Origin of the sequence: Pseudomonas zhanjiangensis (assembly GCF_041027545.1) — a bacterium.
Taxonomy (GTDB): Bacteria; Pseudomonadota; Gammaproteobacteria; order Pseudomonadales; family Pseudomonadaceae; genus Aquipseudomonas; species Aquipseudomonas zhanjiangensis.
In genome coordinates, this window is sequence record NZ_JBFTEG010000029.1 from 1 (window position 1) to 19,002 (window position 19,002).

The window sequence follows — 19,002 nt, forward strand, 5'->3', positions numbered from 1 at the left end:
TTCGAGCATTACAACGAGGAACATCCACACAGCGCACTGAAATACCGCTCGCCTCGGGAATTCAGGCGCTTGGCTGAGGCATCAACTTAACGGGGTGTCGGTGTCCGGTTTGATAGGGGTAAGTCCAGCGTCGACTTCCACAGTCAGCGGCTGCACTCCCTTTTCACTAAGCCGTACAACACTGAGTCCGGTGCTGAGACCAAGCGTGTTCAACGCGCTGTTGCGACTGCGCAACTGATCATTGACGTGCTTGCAGAGACGGGCGACGACGATGAGCAAATCCCAGCAGCCAAGGTTCGAATTGGCATCGATACCGGCCTAGCTCTTGCTGTAAACAATGGCCGCAGCGGGTACCGCGACCCCTTGTTCCTGGGCGACCCTGCGAACCATGCCGCGAAACTGGCCAGTAATAACAAGGCCAGGGGTATCTATCTGACCAACAATGCTCGTAAGGCCATCGGCCTTGCGGAAAGCGATGCGCCGGAAAAATCTGCCCTAACCGCGACAGAGATCAAGGCATGTCAGGATGCGGCCAAGCTGGATTTCACGTCCGACGAGATCGTCGAAGAGTGGCGTGAGGATCTGAAAAAGAACCCCGTTGGCGGTTACCAGTTTTCCCGCCAAACCCCACCCCTACGTGATATGGACATTTACTCGCTGACTCCGGCCAACTCGAAGCGACAGGAGATGGTGAGCCTCTACGCCGATATTGATGGCTTCACAGCCTACGTGGCCGACCACATCAACGAGAAGACCGACGATGTCGTGCAGACTTTGCATGTCATCCGCTCCGAGCTGGAGCGGGTCGTGACTTCCGACTTCGAAGGGCGCCGGGTGCGCTTCATCGGAGACTGCGTGCAGGCCCTATCCTGTGACGGCACCGCGCATACTACTGACGAAGAAAAGTCAGTATCCGAGGCCACACGGCTAGCAGGTGCACTGCGCAGCAGCTTCAACCTCGCAATTGAGCGACTGAAGGCCGGAGGTATTGAAACCGGCGACCTCGGCCTCGCGATTGGCTTCGATCTGGGCCCTATAGCCGTCACGCGCCTGGGCGCCAAGGGTAATAGAGTTAGGTGCGCTATCGGGCGTAGCGTGATCGATTCTGAGAAACGCCAATGCGCGTGTTCGGGGGTGGAAACCGCGATCGGGCAAGCAGCTTACGACGCAGCATCGAAAGCTGTGCAGAACCTGTTTGGGAAGAGTCGCAAGACATTGCACCTGGACTACAACGAAGCTACCGAGGCCCTGGCAGATGATGGGGACGCATCAGCGAAGCAAGCTCGCTCGGAAGTCTACGTGGGCTCCGCCGCCATCATTCGCGCAGATGAGCGTCAGGTACAGCCCCACTCCCGCCAGAAAGTAGACGGCAGCCGTTGAGCACAGCGCTCGACCTGATTGCACAGGTCGCCCCAGATTTCGGGGCTACCTGTGTAACATCCGCTCCGCAGACAGCAATGCTTGATCTTCCGATTCGGCTGGTGGACGGGAGAACGCTTCCCTACAAGCTGCATTTACGCCAAGACGGTGAATGGATAGAAGCACGCGAAAGCACACCACATCACTTGCCAGGCTTTTGCCCGGAACGGCACATCAATTATGACGGTACGTTCTGTCTGTTTTACGCAGGCGCCAATCCGCTTCCTGTCTCAGACGAGCCGTCCGCTCGTGCCTGGCTTGAGACAATCTACAAATACCTAAAGCTTCAAGAGCGCGCTCGCACTCTGCGCAGATGGCCAAATAGTTCCGCGTGGGCACACGGCGACGCAGCTCGACATCAACTGCGAGCGCAGAAGGCTGCGAGCGCAATCAATGGCAAAATCGCTAACGATCTTGCGGTAAATCAGCTAGGGCTCAAGCGCAGAAAGTCCAAGGAGCGACCTATCTTAGATGTGTTCTCCGGCACAGTGCCTTTGTATAGCGTGTGGGAAAGGTCCCAGCGGGTAATCAACCAAAAAAGGCGCTGCTTCTGCGGCCTGTATGGACGCCGCCGTCCTAAACGAATTCGACGCTGTCATGACCATGCAAAGCAGGCTACCGAACTGGCTTTCGCATTGCGCGACTGGGAAGAGGCTGAACGGCAATATTGGGACTCAATGCACGGCAAGCCTTGCTGTGGATCCTGCGATAACTGCCCACTCAGCCCATAGGTCCCGGTGTAATTCGGGCTGGTACCCTGGCGAGTACTGCTCCAAAAATCGCCACGAAAGCTAATGGGGCGGCGCCCCAGAGACGCCGCTGAAACCAAATTACTCGGCTTGGAAGCTGTACACAGCAAGCTTGTTGCCGTCCAAGTCACGAGCGTAAGCAGCATAGGCATTGGGTGCCCAGTCGCGAGTGCCCGCCGCACCTTCATCTTTGCCGCCAGCAGCAATAGCTGCTTCGTGGAAAGCATTGATGGCGGCGCGATTTGGAGCCTCAAAGCTGACAGTTACGCCGTTACCCACAGTAGCAGGTTGGCCGTTTGCAGGCTTGAGCACGAAGAAGGAAGGCTTGTCCACGCCCCAGATCGAGCCGTTATCACCGAGGTCAGCGATTCGCTTCAAGCCAATCTTACCGAGTACTTCGTCGTAAAACTTACGGGACTTTTCCAAATCATTGGTGCCAACAGTTACATGAGTGAAGATCGACATGAATGTCTCCATTGCGGGTGGGTTGTTGAGGAGCGAAAGCGGTGCATCCAAAGATGCACCGAGAAAATTCTTAGAAGTGGATCACCGTACGGATGCTCTTGCCTTCGAGCATCAGATCGAAGGCCTTGTTGATGTCTTCCAGCGGCATGTTGTGCGTGATGAAGGTATCCAGAGGGATCTCGCCCTTCTGTGATCTCTCGACATAACCCGGCAGCTCGGTCCGGCCTTTCACGCCACCGAAGGCGCTACCGCGCCAGACGCGGCCGGTCACCAGCTGGAACGGACGGGTGCTAATCTCGGTACCAGCCGGCGCCACGCCGATGATGGTCGACTCCCCCCAGCCCTTGTGGCAGCACTCCAACGCCGCACGCATCAGCTGCACGTTGCCGATGCACTCGAAGCTGTAGTCGACACCACCGCTGGTCATCTCGACGATGACTTCCTGGACCGGCTTGCTGTGCTCCTTCGGGTTGACGAAGTCGGTCATACCCAGCTCACGGGCCACGGCTTCCTTGGCCGGGTTGATGTCGATACCGATAATGCGCGAGGCCTTCGCCATCTTGGCACCGATGATGGCGGCCAGACCGATGCCGCCTAGGCCGAAGATTGCTACGGTGGCGCCCTCTTCCACCTTGGCGGTATTGAGCACCGCACCAATGCCAGTGGTAACGCCGCAGCCCAGCAGGCAGACCTTGTCCAGCGGTGCTTCCTTCGGAATCACGGCAACGGAGACTTCCGGCAGCACAGTGTACTCAGAGAAGGTCGAGCAGCCCATATAATGGTAGACCGGCTGCCCCTGGTAGGAGAAGCGCGTGGTACCGTCCGGCATCAGGCCCTTGCCCTGGGTGGCACGGACCGAGCTGCATAGGTTGGTCTTGTTGGACTTGCAGAATTTGCACTGGCCGCATTCGGCGGTGTACAGCGGGATCACGTGATCGCCCACTTTGACTGAGGTCACCCCTTCGCCGACCGCCTCGACCACGCCACCGCCCTCGTGACCGAGGACGCAGGGGAACACGCCCTCGGAGTCCTGACCGGACAGAGTATAGGCGTCAGTATGACATACACCGGTGGCGACGATGCGAATCAAAACCTCGCCAGATTTCGGAGGTTGCACATCGACTTCAACGATCTTAAGAGGTTCATTCGGGCCGAACGCAACAGCGGCGCGCGACTTAATCAAGGTAGTTGCATTCATTGTTGAGTCACTCGCTTGGCAATGTAGCGTGCAAAGTCATAGTTGGGACGTTCCAGGTGGCTCAAGTGGCCAGGTTTCGCCAGCGGCGCCCGCACTCCGCGCATTACCGCCTCCACACCTTGGCGGTCTTCAGCATTGACTTCATCGAGCAAGGTTTTAAGGCTACTCATGTATTCGGCAGCCTTGGGATCGTTAATGAACTCCGGCGACAGACCGCCGCCAAAGCGGATGTGCACCTGATCCACACCGTGCGGCTGCAGGATCAGGTACCAGAAATACCCAGGGGTCAGGGTAATCAAATGACTGGGATAAATGCTCAGCAGCGCTGTTGTCTTGCGCCAGTGACCTTCCAGGTGCTGGTTGTCAGGGTGCGCATTACCAATCGCAAGCGACGCTTCCTTGGTGATCCAGTGGTAATTGAACGCTTCATAGCCTTGCGGGCATTCCATTTCATCGAGCCGCGAGTGCGGCCCGACCGTCGCCCGATGCAGCATGGGCAAGTGGTAACTTTCCATGAAGTTTTCGGCCAGGATCTTCCAGTTACTGTCCCAGATGTGTTCTTCCTGGAAGGTCTCGACGTAGTCCTCCATTCGGTAGTGTCCGATCAGCGCGTCGAGCTCGCGCAGGTGCTCATTCAGTGGTGGCAATTGTTCGTCCAGCGTCACATAGACCCAGCCCCGCCAAACCTCGCAGCGCACACTGGGCAACTGGTAGTCACTTTTGCAAAAGCCGCTCTGGCGATCCATTTGTGCCGCACCGCGAAGCTTCCCGTCCAGGTCATATCCCCAGGCGTGATAGGGGCAAACGATCGAACGTACATTGCCACTGCCCTGCAGCAGCACCGACATACGATGCAGGCAGACGTTGGAAAAAGCGCGGATCTGCTGATGGTTATCGCGAAGCACCACCACCGGTTGGCCAGCCAGATTGCAAGTCAGATAGTCGCCGGTCTTCTGCAACCGACTGGCACGGCCCGCGCACAGCCATTGCGTGCGAAAAAGTTGCTGCTTTTCCAGTTCGAGAAACTGTTCAGAGGTGTAGACCTCTGGCGGCATCGACCGGGCATCGGAAAAATCCCGATCACAGTTTTCCTGCAGCATTGCGGTGAGTTCGGCCACGGGTGTGGGGGTGATTAACTGTGCCATGAAAGCTCCTCGAATAGGCGTTGCAACAAGCGCCCTGCGACGCAAATACAGCCGATCGCAGCACATGACACCTGTGCAGGGCGAGTGACTGAAAAGATATTGGCCGAGGAGGATGGATAGATAAAGAAGTAAAAATCTGCCTTGATCTGATAAAAATAATGCTCAAGAACGGGCGGTTCTGGTACGTCTCGCATCCTTTTTGTGCGAACCTGAATCGACCTGATCGCCGGTGCAAAGGGCGCTAGGCCCGAACGCTCTTTCTGAGACAGATGTCGATCTGCGGAGTGATTGGAGCGAGCCGGGTCATCCTGTGCTGAACGTGCATTGGCCTTGAGTAAAAGCGCATGCGAGTCATACGTAGTTTTCTCGCTCTACTTCGGGGCACGGGGCAAGTCTGGGAAGAGGTAAAATGGCAGCTTACAACCTGCGACAGCTCAAATACTTCGTAACCACAGTCGAGTGCGGCAGCGTAGCGGAGGCGTCACGCAAGCTGTATATCGCACACCCTTCGGTTTCCACCGCCATCAAGAGCCTGGAAGACAGTTTCTCTGTACAGCTGTTCATTCGCCACCACGCTCAGGGTGTCTCGTTGACGCCCAGTGGCGCACGGTTTTATCGCAAGGCGAAGGAGTTGTTGCGGGTAGCTCACGAGTTCGAGCAAAACGCCCTGGCCGACAATGATGTGGTTTCCGGACAAATCGATGTCGGCTGCTTTGAAACCGTTGCGCCGCTTTACCTGCCAATGCTGATTGCAGGATTTCGGGATCTCTGGCCTGGGGTAGAAATTCGTATTCGCGACGGCGAACAGCAGGAGTTGGTACAGGCGCTGACGTCTGGGAGCATCGATCTGGCAATCCTCTACGAGCATGATCTGGACAGTACCATCGACACCCTTCCGCTGATGGCGCAGCAACAACCCTATGCGCTATTACCCGAGGGGCACCGTTTTGCCCATCAGGCAAAAGTTTCGCTCAACGACCTGGTGCTGGAGCCTATGGTGCTGCTGGATGTGCAACCCAGCCGCACCTACTTTGTCAGCATTTTCGAGGAGCGCGGATTGAGCCCGAATATCCTGTTCAGCTCACCGTCCATCGAAATGGTCAGGGGCATGGTCGGTCGCGGTTTCGGCTTTTCTATCTTGGTGACGCGGCCGCACTCCGATTACACCTATGACGGTCAGAAGCTAGTGTGCGTGCCATTGGCAGAAAACGTAACGGGCTCAGGGCTTTCGGCAGCCTGGCTACGCCGCGCGCAGCTGACCAAACCAGCGCAACTGTTTGTCGATCACTGTCGGGAACAGCTAGCTGTGATCTCTCAGTAGGCTGTTCATCCGGGGCATTCCCGGAATTCTGGAAGTGCGACCAACACAGCCTTCCAGGACCCCTGGATGAACTTGCATAAACATGCCGTCTTACCCCACGAGGTCGAGCCCTTCTGGTGCAACGCATGCTCAACGGCCTGCGAGTCGAGGATGCGGTACAAGCATAGGCCGGGGATGTCTACCGGAGCGGGGTAGTCCAAGGGGCTTGCAATGGTGTCCACCAAAAACAGGTGGACACCATGCCGCGAGCTGGAGGGATCGAGGAGGAGTGTTGGCCAGACGCTTACAGATCGCCCTATAAGGGGACTTTGCGCAAAATCGTCGAATTCGTGAAATGAGGGGGCAGCGATACGAGCCCCTCTCATGCAGAGCCAATGCCAGCTTTAGGAGTAGAACAGCTCAATCAAAGTCTGTCGCACTTCCCACTGCACCAGCTATTCCACCTCCGCCAGATTGTGCTCACGTCTGTTTTGTTTGCGGTTGCCGGAGTATTCGGTATCGGAAACATTGCACTCAGTGGTTACTTAAAGTGGTCCAGATGAGCCTTGGTAAAATTATGCAGGTAATGCATTAGCTCAGCGGAGGCTTCAACCGCAACCTCTTTGTTCTGATTGACCAGAGCCTGCATCTGTTTGATATACAGCTGGGTGCAATAGGCTTGATCCTCGCTGGTGGCGTAATAGCACCAGAAACGCCGGGAAAGCCCTTGGGTGGTTTTTATGCTTGAGAGGATGAATTCGTTCTTCGAAGAACGTGCGAGGATGTGATGCATACGCCGCAGCAAGGCCATGAAGCCCTTGCGGTCATCGCGTGCCAAGCCTTCGAGCGCCTGGATCACTTCCAGGATGGGCGGCTTGTCGTCCTCAACCAGTCGTTCGACCGCTTTTTCGATACACAAGCGCTCTATCAATACCCGCGGTTCCAACAGTTTCAGCATGGTCAGCGGGTTGAGTTCGGGGATTACCACGCCAGCCCGTGAGAGGCGTACGAGATTCTCGTTTGCCAACTCGATCAGCGCTTCGCGTACCGGCGTACGCCCCAGACCGAGATACTCACTGATCTCGGTTTCGGTCATGACCGAGCCCGGGGCAATCTGGCAGTCGACTATCGCCGCCTCGAGTTCGTCATGGGCGATTTCGGCTTTGCTTCGTTTATCTACGGCGTTCTGCATGCGTTGACCAAATCCCAGTTGAGCTCAAGCCCGAGCCCGTGTGTGCCTTCATCGAGGGTGATCATACCCTGCCCATCCGGGCGAAGTGGATTGACCACCAACTGACGACGAAGAATCGACGGGCTCGTGGAGTACTCCAACGGCTCGATACGCTCTTGTGCACTGAGAAACTGGGCGTTAACCGCAATGGTCAGGTCGGTGTTGTAGGCATGGGGCACGATGCGCTTGCCTCTCGGCGCGAGCATGTCCCGCAACTTAATCACTTCGCTGACGCCGCCGAACAGGGTGATGTCCGGCTGAGCGATGTCGAAGCCATCGGCCGTCAGGTAGGGTTGGAACTCCTTGCAGGTGGTGAAACCAAGATCGCCAACCCCCACTGGAATTGGAGTCGCCGCCCGCAGCCGGCGATGGTCTTCCAGGTTGTCCGCATCGAAGGGGGCCTCAATCCACTTGAAGTCCAGGGACTTCAACGTGTCGAGGAAGGGCTCTAGTTGCTCGAAACGGGTGAACTCCATGGCCACGTCCACCATCAGCTCGATGTCGGGGCCGACGAACTCGCGCAGGCGCCTCAGGTTGCCGATAGCCAGCGCTCGGTCTTGCCACCAGGGCTCCACGCATATCTTGATGCGCTTGAAGCCCTGTTCCAGGCAGGCCCCCACTTGCTGCTCGAACAGCTGCGGTTCCGCCGCCATTGGATAGAGGGTCGCGTACACCGGCAGTCGCCTATGTTTCATGCCGCCCATATAGGCGTGCAGGGGCTTCTGTTCGCTGCGCGCGAACAGATCCCATAGGGCGATATCCAGAGCGCTGATGGCGTGGATGGCCACGCCGTAGCGGCCATGCCAGTTGGTGCTCCTATACATCTTGTTCCACAGGCGCACCGGGTCATCCAGCACTTCGCCGACCAGCACGCTGGCCAGCCCCGAGGACAGATAGTTGTAAGGCCGCGACTCGATCAGCGCCTTGATCACCTGCGGTGGCGAATCGGTTTCGCCGACGCCGTACAGGCCGTTGTCCCCACGCACCACGATCAGGGCATTCTGGTAACTGCCCTCGAAGCGGACGAAGTCCGCTTGTGGGTCCTGCAGGCAAATGACTTCGACACTATCGATTCGGATGCTCATCACTCATTTCCCAGGCTTAACTGCCGTCTCTGGTAGATAAAGGGCTCCAGCACATCCCAGTCCAGTTCGACCCCCAGCCCGGGCAAGCCGGTGGGATGGATGAAACCTTGCGCGTCGGGACGGAAGACCTGCTTGGCACCAACTTCGTATTTCTCATAGGGCGCCGCCTGTTCGAAATACTCGCAGTTGTCATAGGCCAGCATCAGATGCAGGTTGGCCGCCTGGGTCAGGGTATAGCCCCAGGACTGCACCTCGGCCTTCAAGCCCTGGGCACGGGTCACCCCCATCACCTGGGCGGCGCCGGTGTAGCCGCCGATGCTGGTGACATCGAAACGGCTGCGATCCCAGCAATGGTTCTGCAGGCCGTGCTTGATCAGCTGCAGGTTGGGCAGTGAGTTGCCCCCGCTGATCACGTCCAGATCCAAGGCCGCCGCCAGCTTCCGGTAACCATCCAGGTCCGTATCCGGCAGCGGCTCCTCGTAGAACTCCCACTGGTAGCGATCGAGCAGGCGGCCCATCTGCAGGGCCTCCTGAAAGCCGTAGTTGGCGTCGATGTCCAGGCTCCAGCCGATCGCCCGGCCGCCGAACTCCTCGTGCAGCGCATGGACCAGGGCGATGTCCCCGGCGAAGACGCAGCGCGGGTGAATCTTGATGGCGTTGAAGCCCTGGCCGAGCATCCGGTGGCAGTAGGCGATGTAGTCATCGACCGTGGCCATGACCGGGCTGGAGGCATAGGCCCGCACTTTGTGCTTGGCGGCACCCAGCATCTGGTAGATCGGCAGGTTCAGCGCCTTGGCCTTGGCGTCATGCAGGGCGATGTCGAACAGCGACATCGACAGGTGCTTGAGCGGCACGTACTTGCCGGCCATGGCCTTGGCGATCCGCGGTGCCTCGTGCAGCCCCTTGCCCAGCAGGAACGGCGCCATCAGCGCCAGGCTGTGGAAGGCCGTCTGGTCGAACTCGTGCTCGGTGTAGGTGGTCAGGCCTGCGATGCCCTGCAGGCCATCGTCGAAGGTCAGACGGGCGACGATCATCGCTTCGTACATGGGCCCCAGGTGAGAAGACCAGCTGATCTTCTCGCCATCGGGGCCAATCGCGAAGATCTCGATGTTTTTCACAATTGGCCGGGTCATATCAGGCGTTGTCTTCTTTGATGAACTTGAGGGTGGTGATCATCATCAGCACCATGATGATCATCAGCGGCAGACCGATAAGCACCGAGGTGGTCTGCATGGTCTTCAGGCCGCCGAGGAACAGCAGCGCCAGGGGCAGGATGGCGATGGCGAAGCACCAGAACAGGCGGTTGGAACGCTGCGGTTCCTGGCCCTCGCCCAGCTTGCGGGTGGTGGCGCAGGCCATCACGTAGGCGGCGGAGTCGAAGGTGGTGGCCAGCATCACGATCCCGGAGACGGCGACCGCCAGCAACACCAGGCCGCTGAGGGGCAGGGTCTTGAACATCGCGAGGATAGCCGGCGCCACGCCCTGGGTATTCACCAGCTCCGACAGCGCCAGGGTATCGGTCATCTGCAGGTTGATGCCGTAGCCGCCCAATACCACGTAGAACAGTGCACAGCCGAAGGTGCCGTAGCTCAGCATGCCGACTATCACCTCGCGAATGGTGCGGCCGCGGGAGATGCGAGTGACGAACATGCCCATGAACGGGGCGTAGGCCACCCACCAGGCCCAGTAGAACACCGTCCAGGCCTGCGGGAAGCCGCTCTGGTTGACGCTGTCGGTCCAGGTGCTCATGCGGATGTAGTTCTCCACCATGTAGCCGAGCGAATCCATGCCCAGGCCCAGAATGAATTTGGTGGGGCCGACGAGCAGGACGTAGACCACGATCGCCAGGGTGACCACGGTGGCGAAGGTGCTCAGGCGCTTGATGCCCTTGGTCAGCCCCAGGCCACTGCTGACGGTGAAGACCGCGGTGCAGACGAGGATGATCGACATATCCAAATAGATGCTGCCACTAATACCCAGCACCTCGGCCAGGGCGCCGCCGATCATGGGTGTGCCCAACCCCAGGGAGGTGGCGGACGCCCCCAGCACGCCGAGGATGAACAGGTAGTTGATGAGGGTCCCGAGCGGGCCGTCCACCAGGTCGCCCAGCGCCCCACGGCACGCCTCGCCGATCCTGTAGATGTGCTTCTGGCGCACGTAGTAGATGTACGACATGGCGATGGTCGGCACACAATAAATGGCCCAGGCAGTAGGCCCCCAGTGGAAGATGCCGTAGGCCTGGCCCACTGTGTACATTTCCTTGGTCTTGGCCTCCAGGCCGAAGGGGGTCCAGGCGAAATGGTAGCCCCACTCGGTACCCGCCCAGAGCATCAGGCCGGAGGCGATACCGGCGAGGAACACCATGGTGCCCCAACCGAACTTGGTGAACTCGGGCGCGGCGTATTGGTCGGCGCTGAGCTTGATGTCACCATACCTGGAGCAGGCCAGGGCCAGCATGAAGAGCAGAGCCCCCAGACCTACGGCGAGGTAGACGAAGTCGAAGGTGTGCGTCACCCACTTGAACAGCGCGTCGATCGCCGTCGCGCTCTGCTCCGGGAAGACCACCAGGGGAATCGCCGCAGCACAGATGATCAGCAGGCTGATGATCTGCATTTGTCGGTTTGTTTCGATGGACGTGACGATCGGCTTTTCCACGATGGACCCGATTGGAACGTCGGCAGTTTTTATATTCATTAGTACACCTCTTGTTGTTGTAATTACCGGGGGTTGGTTGCGCAACAAGCCAGTTAACTGATCTGTTGCATCAGATAGGCCATGTGTCCGCCTTCGATGGCCTGGAACGCCAGGTCCTCCTTGATCGCCAGGTCCGCCGCCAAGGCGGCCGCCCGGCCGTACTCGAAGCACTGCGCCGTGACCCGGCAGCTGGCCAGCGCCTCGTGCTCACTGCTGAGGCAGCGACCGGCGACGATGAGGTTCTTGCCGACCTTGGGCACCAGGGTGTGAAACGGCACTTCGTAGTAGTCCTCGACCAACCACTCGGTCTTAGGCTTGGCGCCGTAGTGCAACTCGATAGGCCAGGAGCTTTTCGCGATGGCATCGCCAAACTTGCGCTTGCTGATCACATCGTCATTGGTCAGACGCGCCACGCCATCGATTGAGCGGGTCTGGCGCACACCGACCTCAGTGGCGTAGTCGATGAAGTAGCTGTCTTCACAGCCGGGCACGTTGGCCTTCAAGAAGTCGAAGAAAGCCTTGGCCTGATAGATGGAAAACTGCTCCGCCTCGGTGTGATCGACCGGGTCGGTGACGTCCAGCGCGCGCTTGTCGAAACCGGTGATCTTGGTGGCATTTACCAGCAGTTCACCGGGATTGACCGTGGGGAACAGCCAGACCTTCTTGCGCAGCAGCTCGTCCTGGGCCTCCAGCATGCTCACCACCTTGGGCGGCGAGATGGTGTCCTGACCCCAGTAGGCCAGGTACTTGGGCAGGTTTACGTTGCCGACCTTGAACATCATCGAGGGGTTCTGGATGACCCCGTTGTTGCCCTTGGTGGTCTTCAGGCCCATCTTGTAGACCACATCCGCATCGCCGCTGGCGTCGATGACCTTCTTGGCATAGACCGCGGTGAACCCCGACTTGGTGTGCAACACCATGCCCTTGAGTTCCTCCTCCTCGGCGATCACATCGATTACCTGGGTGTGGTAGAGCACAGTCACCTTGGCGGCCCGCAGCATGTCGGTGGCCACCTTCTTGTACTTGGCGCAGTCATGGGTGGCGACCCAGGTCTTGCCGTAGATCTGCGGCTCGGTCAGGCCCCCCTCACGGTAAAGCGCATCGCGAAACTGCTCAGCGAAGCCGAAAATAATCTGCTCCGGGGTCGCCTCATGAGGGTTCTCCACCGTCATGTACAGGCCGCAGATGGTGCCGGACAGACCTGCCACGGCCGCGCCGCCGCAGAACCCGAGGCGCTCGATCAGCAGCACGCTGAGCCCACGTTCACCGGCCGTAACGGCCGCGGCGATACCGGCCGGGCCACCGCCGACCACAACGACATCGAAGTGACCGAAGCTGTTCAGCTCGAACTTGAATCCAGATGGAAGGTTGCGGGTGTAGGTCATCTCGCACGGGCTCCTCACGGCAATATTTCAAATATATTTTCAATATACCAATGAAATACCAATTTCTCACACACGTCAACGGCATCTTGAATCGAGATACACGATCCGCCCCAAACCGAAGGAACACTGACTTAAGATGGATGCGCCAACAGCCGCGGAGGCCCTCGGAGAGAGATTGCGAATCAACGCGGGGGGGGCCAGTTGTATGGCAGCAGATGGGCCATGCGCTGTCGGGAGCAGTCATAGCTGCGGGCATAGACCCATTCGTGCAGGCTGGTTTGGATGAAGCGATCGCCCTTGCCGTTGGTGCGTGGCGTATACGGTTTGGTGCGCAAATGGCGCAACCCCCATCGCCCAACCAGACGGCGCAGCGTACTTTGCCAAGGAGTCCGGCTGAAGTACGCCTTCATCAGCAAGCAGTCGGTGGAGCACCCGGTACGGCGCCTCTGCCAGATCCTTAAGGTGCATCCCAGCGGTTACTACGCCTGGCTGGTCGAGCCGAAATCGGTGCGCGCCAAGGAAGATCAGCGCCTGCTCGGATTGATCAAGCATGCCTGGTTGGAAAGCGGCAGGGTCTACGGCTACCGCAAGATCCACGACGACCTGCGCGAGCTGGGGGAGTCCTGTGGTCGGCACCGCGTGGCTCGCCTGATGCGGGCGGAGGGGCTGCGCTCGCAGACCGGCTATCGTCGGCGCTCGGGGTATTACGAGGGCAAGCCGACGGTGGCCTCGCCCAACCGCCTGGAGCGGCAGTTCAACGTCAGTGAACCGAACAAGGTCTGGGTCACCGACATCACTTACATCCGCACCTATGAGGACTGGTTGTACTTGGCGGTGGTGCTGGATCTATTTTCGCGCCAAGTGATTGGCTGGTCGATGAAGCCACGGATGTGCAGCGACCTGGCCATCGTTGCGTTGCTGATGGCGGTCTGGCGGCGCAAGCCCAAGCAGGAAGTGATGATTCACTCCGACCAGGCAGCCAGTTCAGCAGCTCGGACTGGCAGAGCTTCTTCAAGGCCAACGACCTAATCAGCAGCATAAGCCGAGGATGTCTACCGGAGTGGGGGTAGTCCATTCATCACGTCCACAGCACTGTCTTAATGCAGTGTCCGATAGGCTGGTTGAGCGGATGATCGAGCAGCGTCGTGCTCGCCATACTTACCGGCAGATAGCGATCCAATTGGGCCTGGCCGTCAGCACAGTGGCTCGCCATTTGCAGCGGGTCGGCTCGCACCGGCTGGCCGAATTGGAGCCGGCACCGCCAGTGGTGCGCTGTGAGTACCCGACGCCGGGCGATCTGCTGCACCTGGATATCAAGAAGCTGGGGCGCTTCCACAAGCCGGGCCACCGGGTTACCGGCGATCGCCAGCGAAACTCCAATGGGGCGGACTGGGAGTTCGTCCATGTGGCGGTCGACGATGTCTGTCGTGTCGCTTTCAGCAGTTTGCATCCCGATGAGCGTGGCCGCAGTGCTTGCCGGGCTTTAGTGCGGATTCCACGGCCATTCGGCCACCCATTCCATGAGCATCCGGCCGCCGAGTCCACGCTGATCCGGCCACCCATTCCACGCGCATCCGGCCACTGATTCCACGGCCATCCGGCCACCACCCGGGCAGGCAGCCACGCAGGATTTCTTCACTACCATCGGTCTCTTTTTCGAAGCAGAGAGGTCGTCGTGGAGCGTTTATCCATGCGTAAGATTTGCGAGGTACTGCGCCTCAAATTTGAGGTCGGACTATCGGCTCGACAGATTGCAGTCAGTGTTCAGATCGGTCGTGCCACCGTCAGCGATTACCTCAACCGCCTTGCCGCCAGCGGCCTTACCTGGCCCACCGCGTTGACCGATGCGGAGTTAGAGCGCCAGCTGTTTCCACCGCCCCCCGTGGTGCCCAGCGAGCAGCGGCCATTGCCCGACTGGGCCTGGGTGCATGCCGAGCTGCGCCGGCCCGGCGTGACCCTGGCGCTGCTCTGGCAGGAGTATCGGCTGAGCCAGCCGCAGGGCTTCCAGTACAGCTGGTTCTGCGAGCACTACCGCGCCTTGCAGGGCAAGCTGGACGTGGTGATGCGCCAGGAGCATCGCGTCGGCGAGAAACTGTTCGTCGATTACGCCGGCCAGACGGTGCCGGTGATCGACCGCCACAGCGGCGAGATCCGCCTGGCGCAGGTGTTCGTCGCGGTGCTTGGCGCCTCCAGCTACACCTTCGCCGAGGCCACCTGGTCGCAGCAGTTGTCGGACTGGTTGGGCTCCCATGCCCGCTGCTTCACCTTTCTGGGCGGGGTGCCGGAGATCGTGGTGCCGGACAACCTGCTCAGCGGCGTGAGCAAGGCCCATCGCTACGAGCCGGACATCAACCCCAGCTACCGTGATCTGGCCGAGCACTACGGGGTGGCCGTGGTGCCGGCGCGGGTACGCAAGCCGCGTGACAAGGCCAAGGTCGAGGTCGGTGTGCAGGTGGTGGAACGTTGGATCCTCGCCGCGTTGAGGAACCGTCAGTTTTTCTCGCTGGACGAACTCAACACGGCCATCGCCGCGCTGCTGGAGCGGCTCAACCGGCGCCCGTTCCGGAAGCTGCCGGGCTGCCGCCAATTGGCCTTCGACAGCCTGGATCGTCCGGCACTGCGCCCGTTGCCGGAACAGCCCTACACCTATGCCGAGTGGAAGAAGGCGCGGGTGCACATCGACTACCACGTCGAGGTCGACGGGCATTACTACTCAGTGCCCTACCAGTTGGTGAAACAACAGCTGGAGGTACGTCTGACGGCGCGCACCGTGGAGTGCTTCCACGGCAACCAGCGCGTGGCCAGCCACCTGCGCTCACCGCACAAGGGCCGGCACAGCACGCAGCTTGAGCACATGCCCAAAAGCCATCGCGAGCATGCCGAGTGGACGCCGCAGCGGCTGATCCGCTGGGCCGAGCAGACCGGGCCGAACACCGCCGGGGTGATCAGCCACATCCTCGAACGGCGCATCCATCCGAGCCACGGCTACCGGGCCTGCCTGGGCATCCTGCGCCTGGGCAAGACCCATGGCGAAGAGCGCCTGGAAGCGGCCTGCCGCCGCGCCCTCAGCCTCGGCGCGTGCAGCTACAAAAGCCTCGAATCGATCCTGCGCCAGGGCCTGGAAAACCTGCCATTGGCTCAAGCCAACCTGCCCCTGCTGCCGGACGACCACACCAACCTGCGCGGCGCAGGCTACTACCACTGAACGAGAAGGACTCCACCATGTTGCACCACCCGACCCTGGACAAGCTCCAGAGCCTGCGTCTGAACGGCATGCTCAAGGCCCTCGCCGAGCAACTCAACACCCCCGATATCGACAGTCTGAGCTTCGAGGAGCGCCTCGGCCTGCTGGTCGACCGCGAGCTGACCGAGCGCGACGACAAGCGCCTGAGCAGCCGTCTGCGGCAGGCCCGGCTCCGGCACAACGCCTGTCTCGAAGACATCGACTACCGCAGCCCACGCGGCCTGGACAAGGCGCTGATACTCCAGCTGAGCAGTGGCCAGTGGCTGCACGATGGCCTCAATCTGATCATCGGCGGTCCCACCGGCGTCGGTAAGACCTGGCTGGCCTGCGCCCTGGCTCACAAGGCCTGCCGGGACGGCTACCGCGTGCGCTACCTGCGCCTGCCGAGGCTGCTGGAGGAGCTGGGCCTGGCCCATGGCGACGGACGCTTCGCCAAGCTGATGAGCGGCTACGCCAAGACCGATCTGCTGATCCTCGACGACTGGGGCCTGGCGCCATTCACTGCCGAACAACGCCGCGACATGCTGGAGCTACTGGACGACCGCTACGGCCAGCGCTCGACGCTGGTGACCAGCCAGATGCCGGTGGACAACTGGCACGAGCTGATCGGTGACCCGACCCTGGCCGACGCCATCCTCGACCGCCTGGTGCACAACGCGTATCGGATCAACCTCAAGGGTGAATCGCTGCGCAAGCGGGCGAAGAAATTGACGACGCCGGGCAGCTCGGACTAACAATGCCAGCCCTGCGTCGCTGCGCTCCGACTGCCCGGCCGGATGGTCGTGGAACAGCTGGCCGGGTGTGCGTGGAATGCCCGGCCGGATAAGCGTGGACTGGGTGGCCGGATGGCGTGGAATCCGCACTTTAGTTCAGGCGCTGCGTTACTACCGCAGCCTGGGTATCCACTTCACCCGCATCATGACCGACAACGGCAGCGGCTATGGCTCACGCAAGTGCCGTCGCCAGGACAGACGATTGGGGCTGCGCCATCTGCGCGCCAAACCGTATGCGCCACGCACCAATGGCAAGGCCGAGCACTTGATCCAGACCAGCTTGCGAGAATGGGCCTATGCCCGCAGTTACGACAACTCCGAACAGCGCGCGGCCCATCTGCTGTCATGGCTGCACCACTATTACTGGCACCGCCCACATGCCAGTCTCGGTTACAACCCGCCCATTAGCCGCGCGCCACTTCCACTAAACAACGTACTGGGTTTACACAGCTAGCCCCAAGACGGGGGCTTGAGTTCAGGCGTGGAGCGAGGATGCGATGCGGCCGAGCATCGCATCGCATGCGTCCAACTGTTCGACACTGACGAACTCATCGGGCTTGTGCCCCTGGTCCATACTGCCAGGACCGCAGATCACCGTTGGTATGCCGATGGCGTCGAACAGCCCACCTTCAGTGCCAAAGGCAACCGTTGTAAATTCGCTTGAACCACAAAATTGCGCAATCAACTGTGCCGCTTGGCTCTGGGAATCGGTGGCGAGCCCCGGATAAGTCGATAACTCGGAAAAGCGAATGCTGCTTTGACCGTTGACGGCTTGCATCTTCGGCAGAACTACTTGCTCGGCGTAACGCTCAAGCTGATCAGTCACCTCACGCGGATCCTGCACAGGCAACGCACGCACTTCAAAATCAAAACGGCAATCCGCCGGAACGATATTGAGGGCCTTGCCACCGGTGATGACACCCGTCTGCACAGTACTGTAAGGCGGATCGAAGCGCGAATCGTGAAGCTCAGGGGCGCGCAACCCTGCGCCGATACGCCCCAGTTCGCCAATCAACTGTGCGGCATATTCGATAGCGTTGACGCCTTGCGGCGCATAGGCCGAGTGACACGCCGCCCCCTTAACATTGCAGCGCATGGCCAGCTTGCCCTTGTGGCCGAGTACCGGCTTGAGCTCGGTGGGCTCGCCAATGATGCACAATAGGGGCTTGAGTGGCCGCAGCTTCAGTTCGGCAAGCAATGAGCGTACGCCCAAGCAACCGACCTCTTCGTCATACGACAAAGCAATATGTACCGGCATGCGCAGCGGTGCCGCCAACAGTTTAGGCACTGCAGCCAGCACGCAGGCAATGTAGCCCTTCATGTCAGCACTGCCGCGACCAAAGAGCTTGCCGTCTTTCTCCGTCAGCGCAAAAGGCGCAACTGTCCATGCCTGGCCATCCACCGGAACCACATCGGTGTGACCGGACAGCACGATACCTGGAACGTTGTCCGGCCCCAGCGTCGCAAACAGATTCGCCTTGCTACGCTCGGCGTTGAAGATCAGTTCGCAGGACACGCCCAGTTGGGCCAGATAGTCGCGTACAAACTCGATCAGTTGCAGGTTCGATTCGCGGCTGGTGGTATCGAATTCGATTAGCGAGCCCAACAGTTCTCGGCTACTGCTCACTTACTCATCCCCTGGCACGCCATAGCTCGGGGCCCTGGTCGGATCAAGGGCGCGGACAATGTAGTCCTGCATTTGCGGCCGGTAAGCCGCCCACAGTTGCGCCAGTTGCCCGATGGGATCTTCGTCTGCCCAGTCGACCCGTAGATCGACAGTCGGCCAAGTCAGCTCACCAACCACCACCATGGCTGCCGAATGTACCGGCCCGGCCTCGCCACCCGCTGCGACGGCGGCTTGCATCGCGGCAAGCAGGCGGTCGGCCAACTGACCTTCGCTGCTTTCAAAGGTACGCACTAGCGTCTCGACCACCGCAGGGTCAGCCAACAGATTGCCTGCCCCCACGCATTGCTCCCCGGCCAACGCATTGTGTTTGCCCAGCGTTTCGCTGCCACTGAAATAGGCCGTACGCCCTAGATGATCGACAACCGCCAGTTGGCGAAATTGAGTGTAGCCATTGCTAGTCAGCACTTTATCCAGCGCTTCGGCGGGTGATAATCCGCTCTCCATTTGCTCGAGCACTTGCGGGCCAAGCGCCGGCAAGGTGATGTTCTGCGTGGCGACTGCGCCTACCCCAGGACATAGCCAAGGGCAACGTGCACCCACCGCGATACTGGACGAGCTGATGGCGATACCCAGCTGCCCGGTTTCGGCACAACGAGCGACAATTGAAAACGTCATGGCGTGTTAATC

The 19,002-nt window shown here is 59.9% G+C and carries 14 protein-coding genes and 6 pseudogenes; 9 read left to right on the forward strand and 11 right to left on the reverse strand.

The genetic code is table 11. From position 1 onward, the window contains the following. Positions 1-129: 129 nt before the first annotated feature. Positions 130-1,380, forward strand: a pseudogene (pycC, locus tag AB5S05_RS20920) (Pycsar phage resistance system uridylate cyclase PycC); the annotation flags it as partial. Beyond that, entirely contained in the window at positions 1,377-2,150 is a 774-nt protein-coding gene (locus AB5S05_RS20925) for an E2 domain-associated cysteine-rich protein (protein WP_369289453.1), read from the forward strand. The pseudogene pycC and the gene AB5S05_RS20925, both read left to right, overlap by 4 nt. A gap of 99 nt (positions 2,151-2,249) precedes the next feature. Here the strand turns inward: AB5S05_RS20925 and AB5S05_RS20930 are convergent, their stop codons facing one another. The 3 genes from AB5S05_RS20930 to AB5S05_RS20940 form a co-directional block, all read right to left on the reverse strand. Next, positions 2,250-2,633: a VOC family protein gene (locus tag AB5S05_RS20930; RefSeq protein ID WP_369289454.1), complete on the reverse strand. Its 384-nt coding sequence runs from the start codon at positions 2,631-2,633 to the stop codon at positions 2,250-2,252. A 70-nt stretch (positions 2,634-2,703) separates the two neighbouring features. Beyond that, positions 2,704-3,816 carry an S-(hydroxymethyl)glutathione dehydrogenase/class III alcohol dehydrogenase gene (locus AB5S05_RS20935; RefSeq protein WP_369289472.1) on the reverse strand — a complete coding sequence of 371 codons (1,113 nt, stop codon included), beginning with the start codon at positions 3,814-3,816 and terminating at the stop codon, positions 2,704-2,706. Positions 3,817-3,827: 11 nt separating this feature from the next. Then, positions 3,828-4,976 (reverse strand): aromatic ring-hydroxylating oxygenase subunit alpha, encoded by a 1,149-nt coding sequence (locus tag AB5S05_RS20940; RefSeq protein ID WP_369289455.1) that lies wholly within the window; start codon positions 4,974-4,976, stop codon positions 3,828-3,830. A gap of 409 nt (positions 4,977-5,385) precedes the next feature. Here AB5S05_RS20940 and AB5S05_RS20945 point away from each other — a divergent pair, with 409 nt between their 5' ends. Both AB5S05_RS20945 and AB5S05_RS22280 read left to right on the forward strand, forming a co-directional pair. Next, on the forward strand, positions 5,386-6,297 hold the full coding sequence (locus AB5S05_RS20945; protein WP_369289456.1) for a LysR family transcriptional regulator: 912 nt from the start codon (positions 5,386-5,388) through the stop codon (positions 6,295-6,297). Positions 6,298-6,363: 66 nt separating this feature from the next. Continuing rightward, positions 6,364-6,461 (forward strand): annotated as a pseudogene (locus AB5S05_RS22280) (leucine zipper domain-containing protein); the annotation flags it as partial. Between the two features lie 356 nt (positions 6,462-6,817). Here AB5S05_RS22280 and AB5S05_RS20950 read toward each other — a convergent pair. The 6 genes and pseudogenes from AB5S05_RS20950 to AB5S05_RS20975 form a co-directional block, all read right to left on the reverse strand. Next, on the reverse strand, positions 6,818-7,468 hold the full coding sequence (locus AB5S05_RS20950) for a GntR family transcriptional regulator (protein ID WP_369289457.1): 651 nt from the start codon (positions 7,466-7,468) through the stop codon (positions 6,818-6,820). Next, complete coding sequence (locus tag AB5S05_RS20955; protein WP_369289458.1) at positions 7,453-8,592, reverse strand: mandelate racemase/muconate lactonizing enzyme family protein; 1,140 nt, start codon at positions 8,590-8,592, stop codon at positions 7,453-7,455. Before AB5S05_RS20955 ends, AB5S05_RS20950 begins: the two co-directional genes overlap by 16 nt. Then, positions 8,592-9,725 (reverse strand): mandelate racemase/muconate lactonizing enzyme family protein, encoded by a 1,134-nt coding sequence (locus AB5S05_RS20960; protein ID WP_369289459.1) that lies wholly within the window; start codon positions 9,723-9,725, stop codon positions 8,592-8,594. Before AB5S05_RS20960 ends, AB5S05_RS20955 begins: the two co-directional genes overlap by 1 nt. Before the next feature lies 1 nt (position 9,726). After that, complete coding sequence (locus AB5S05_RS20965) at positions 9,727-11,205, reverse strand: BCCT family transporter (RefSeq protein WP_369289460.1); 1,479 nt, start codon at positions 11,203-11,205, stop codon at positions 9,727-9,729. Positions 11,206-11,339: 134 nt separating this feature from the next. After that, entirely contained in the window at positions 11,340-12,671 is a 1,332-nt protein-coding gene (locus AB5S05_RS20970; protein WP_369289461.1) for an FAD-dependent oxidoreductase, read from the reverse strand. Positions 12,672-12,859: 188 nt separating this feature from the next. Next, a pseudogene (locus AB5S05_RS20975) lies at positions 12,860-13,027 on the reverse strand (IS481 family transposase); the annotation flags it as partial. Between the two features lie 10 nt (positions 13,028-13,037). Between AB5S05_RS20975 and AB5S05_RS20980 the strand changes: the two are divergent. The 5 genes and pseudogenes from AB5S05_RS20980 to AB5S05_RS21000 all read left to right on the forward strand — a co-directional run. Continuing rightward, positions 13,038-13,717, forward strand: a pseudogene (locus AB5S05_RS20980) (IS3 family transposase); the annotation flags it as partial. Positions 13,718-13,746: 29 nt separating this feature from the next. Next, positions 13,747-14,172: pseudogene (locus AB5S05_RS20985) on the forward strand (transposase family protein); the annotation flags it as partial. A gap of 189 nt (positions 14,173-14,361) precedes the next feature. Next, on the forward strand, positions 14,362-15,876 hold the full coding sequence (gene istA, locus AB5S05_RS20990) for an IS21 family transposase (protein WP_369289462.1): 1,515 nt from the start codon (positions 14,362-14,364) through the stop codon (positions 15,874-15,876). Positions 15,877-15,893: 17 nt separating this feature from the next. Further along, positions 15,894-16,649, forward strand: coding sequence for an IS21-like element helper ATPase IstB (gene istB, locus AB5S05_RS20995; RefSeq protein ID WP_369289463.1), 756 nt, complete (start codon positions 15,894-15,896; stop codon positions 16,647-16,649). A gap of 130 nt (positions 16,650-16,779) precedes the next feature. Continuing rightward, positions 16,780-17,142, forward strand: a pseudogene (locus AB5S05_RS21000) (integrase core domain-containing protein); the annotation flags it as partial. Between the two features lie 21 nt (positions 17,143-17,163). On the opposite strand, the gene argE reads toward AB5S05_RS21000, so the two are convergent. Next, the gene (argE, locus tag AB5S05_RS21005; RefSeq protein ID WP_369289464.1) at positions 17,164-18,315 is read right to left on the reverse strand and encodes an acetylornithine deacetylase; all 1,152 of its coding nucleotides are present in this window, start codon (positions 18,313-18,315) and stop codon (positions 17,164-17,166) included. Continuing rightward, complete coding sequence (locus AB5S05_RS21010; RefSeq protein ID WP_369289465.1) at positions 18,316-18,990, reverse strand: DUF1028 domain-containing protein; 675 nt, start codon at positions 18,988-18,990, stop codon at positions 18,316-18,318. Positions 18,991-19,002: the final 12 nt, after the last annotated feature.

Bases quoted from the DNA above. Each gene is read 5' to 3' on its own strand.
- AB5S05_RS20970 (WP_369289461.1), bottom strand. From the start codon at position 12,671: ATGACCTACACCCGCAACCTTCCATCTGGATTCAAGTTCGAGCTGAAC.
- AB5S05_RS20955 (WP_369289458.1), bottom strand. From the start codon at position 8,592: ATGAGCATCCGAATCGATAGTGTCGAAGTCATTTGCCTGCAGGACCCA.
- AB5S05_RS20930 (WP_369289454.1), bottom strand. From the start codon at position 2,633: ATGTCGATCTTCACTCATGTAACTGTTGGCACCAATGATTTGGAAAAG.
- AB5S05_RS21010 (WP_369289465.1), bottom strand. From the start codon at position 18,990: ATGACGTTTTCAATTGTCGCTCGTTGTGCCGAAACCGGGCAGCTGGGT.
- AB5S05_RS20940 (WP_369289455.1), bottom strand. From the start codon at position 4,976: ATGGCACAGTTAATCACCCCCACACCCGTGGCCGAACTCACCGCAATG.
- AB5S05_RS20965 (WP_369289460.1), bottom strand. From the start codon at position 11,205: ATGCAGATCATCAGCCTGCTGATCATCTGTGCTGCGGCGATTCCCCTG.
- AB5S05_RS20945 (WP_369289456.1), top strand. From the start codon at position 5,386: ATGGCAGCTTACAACCTGCGACAGCTCAAATACTTCGTAACCACAGTC.
- AB5S05_RS20960 (WP_369289459.1), bottom strand. From the start codon at position 9,725: ATGACCCGGCCAATTGTGAAAAACATCGAGATCTTCGCGATTGGCCCC.
- AB5S05_RS20950 (WP_369289457.1), bottom strand. From the start codon at position 7,468: ATGCAGAACGCCGTAGATAAACGAAGCAAAGCCGAAATCGCCCATGAC.
- istB (WP_369289463.1), top strand. From the start codon at position 15,894: ATGTTGCACCACCCGACCCTGGACAAGCTCCAGAGCCTGCGTCTGAAC.
- istA (WP_369289462.1), top strand. From the start codon at position 14,362: ATGCGTAAGATTTGCGAGGTACTGCGCCTCAAATTTGAGGTCGGACTA.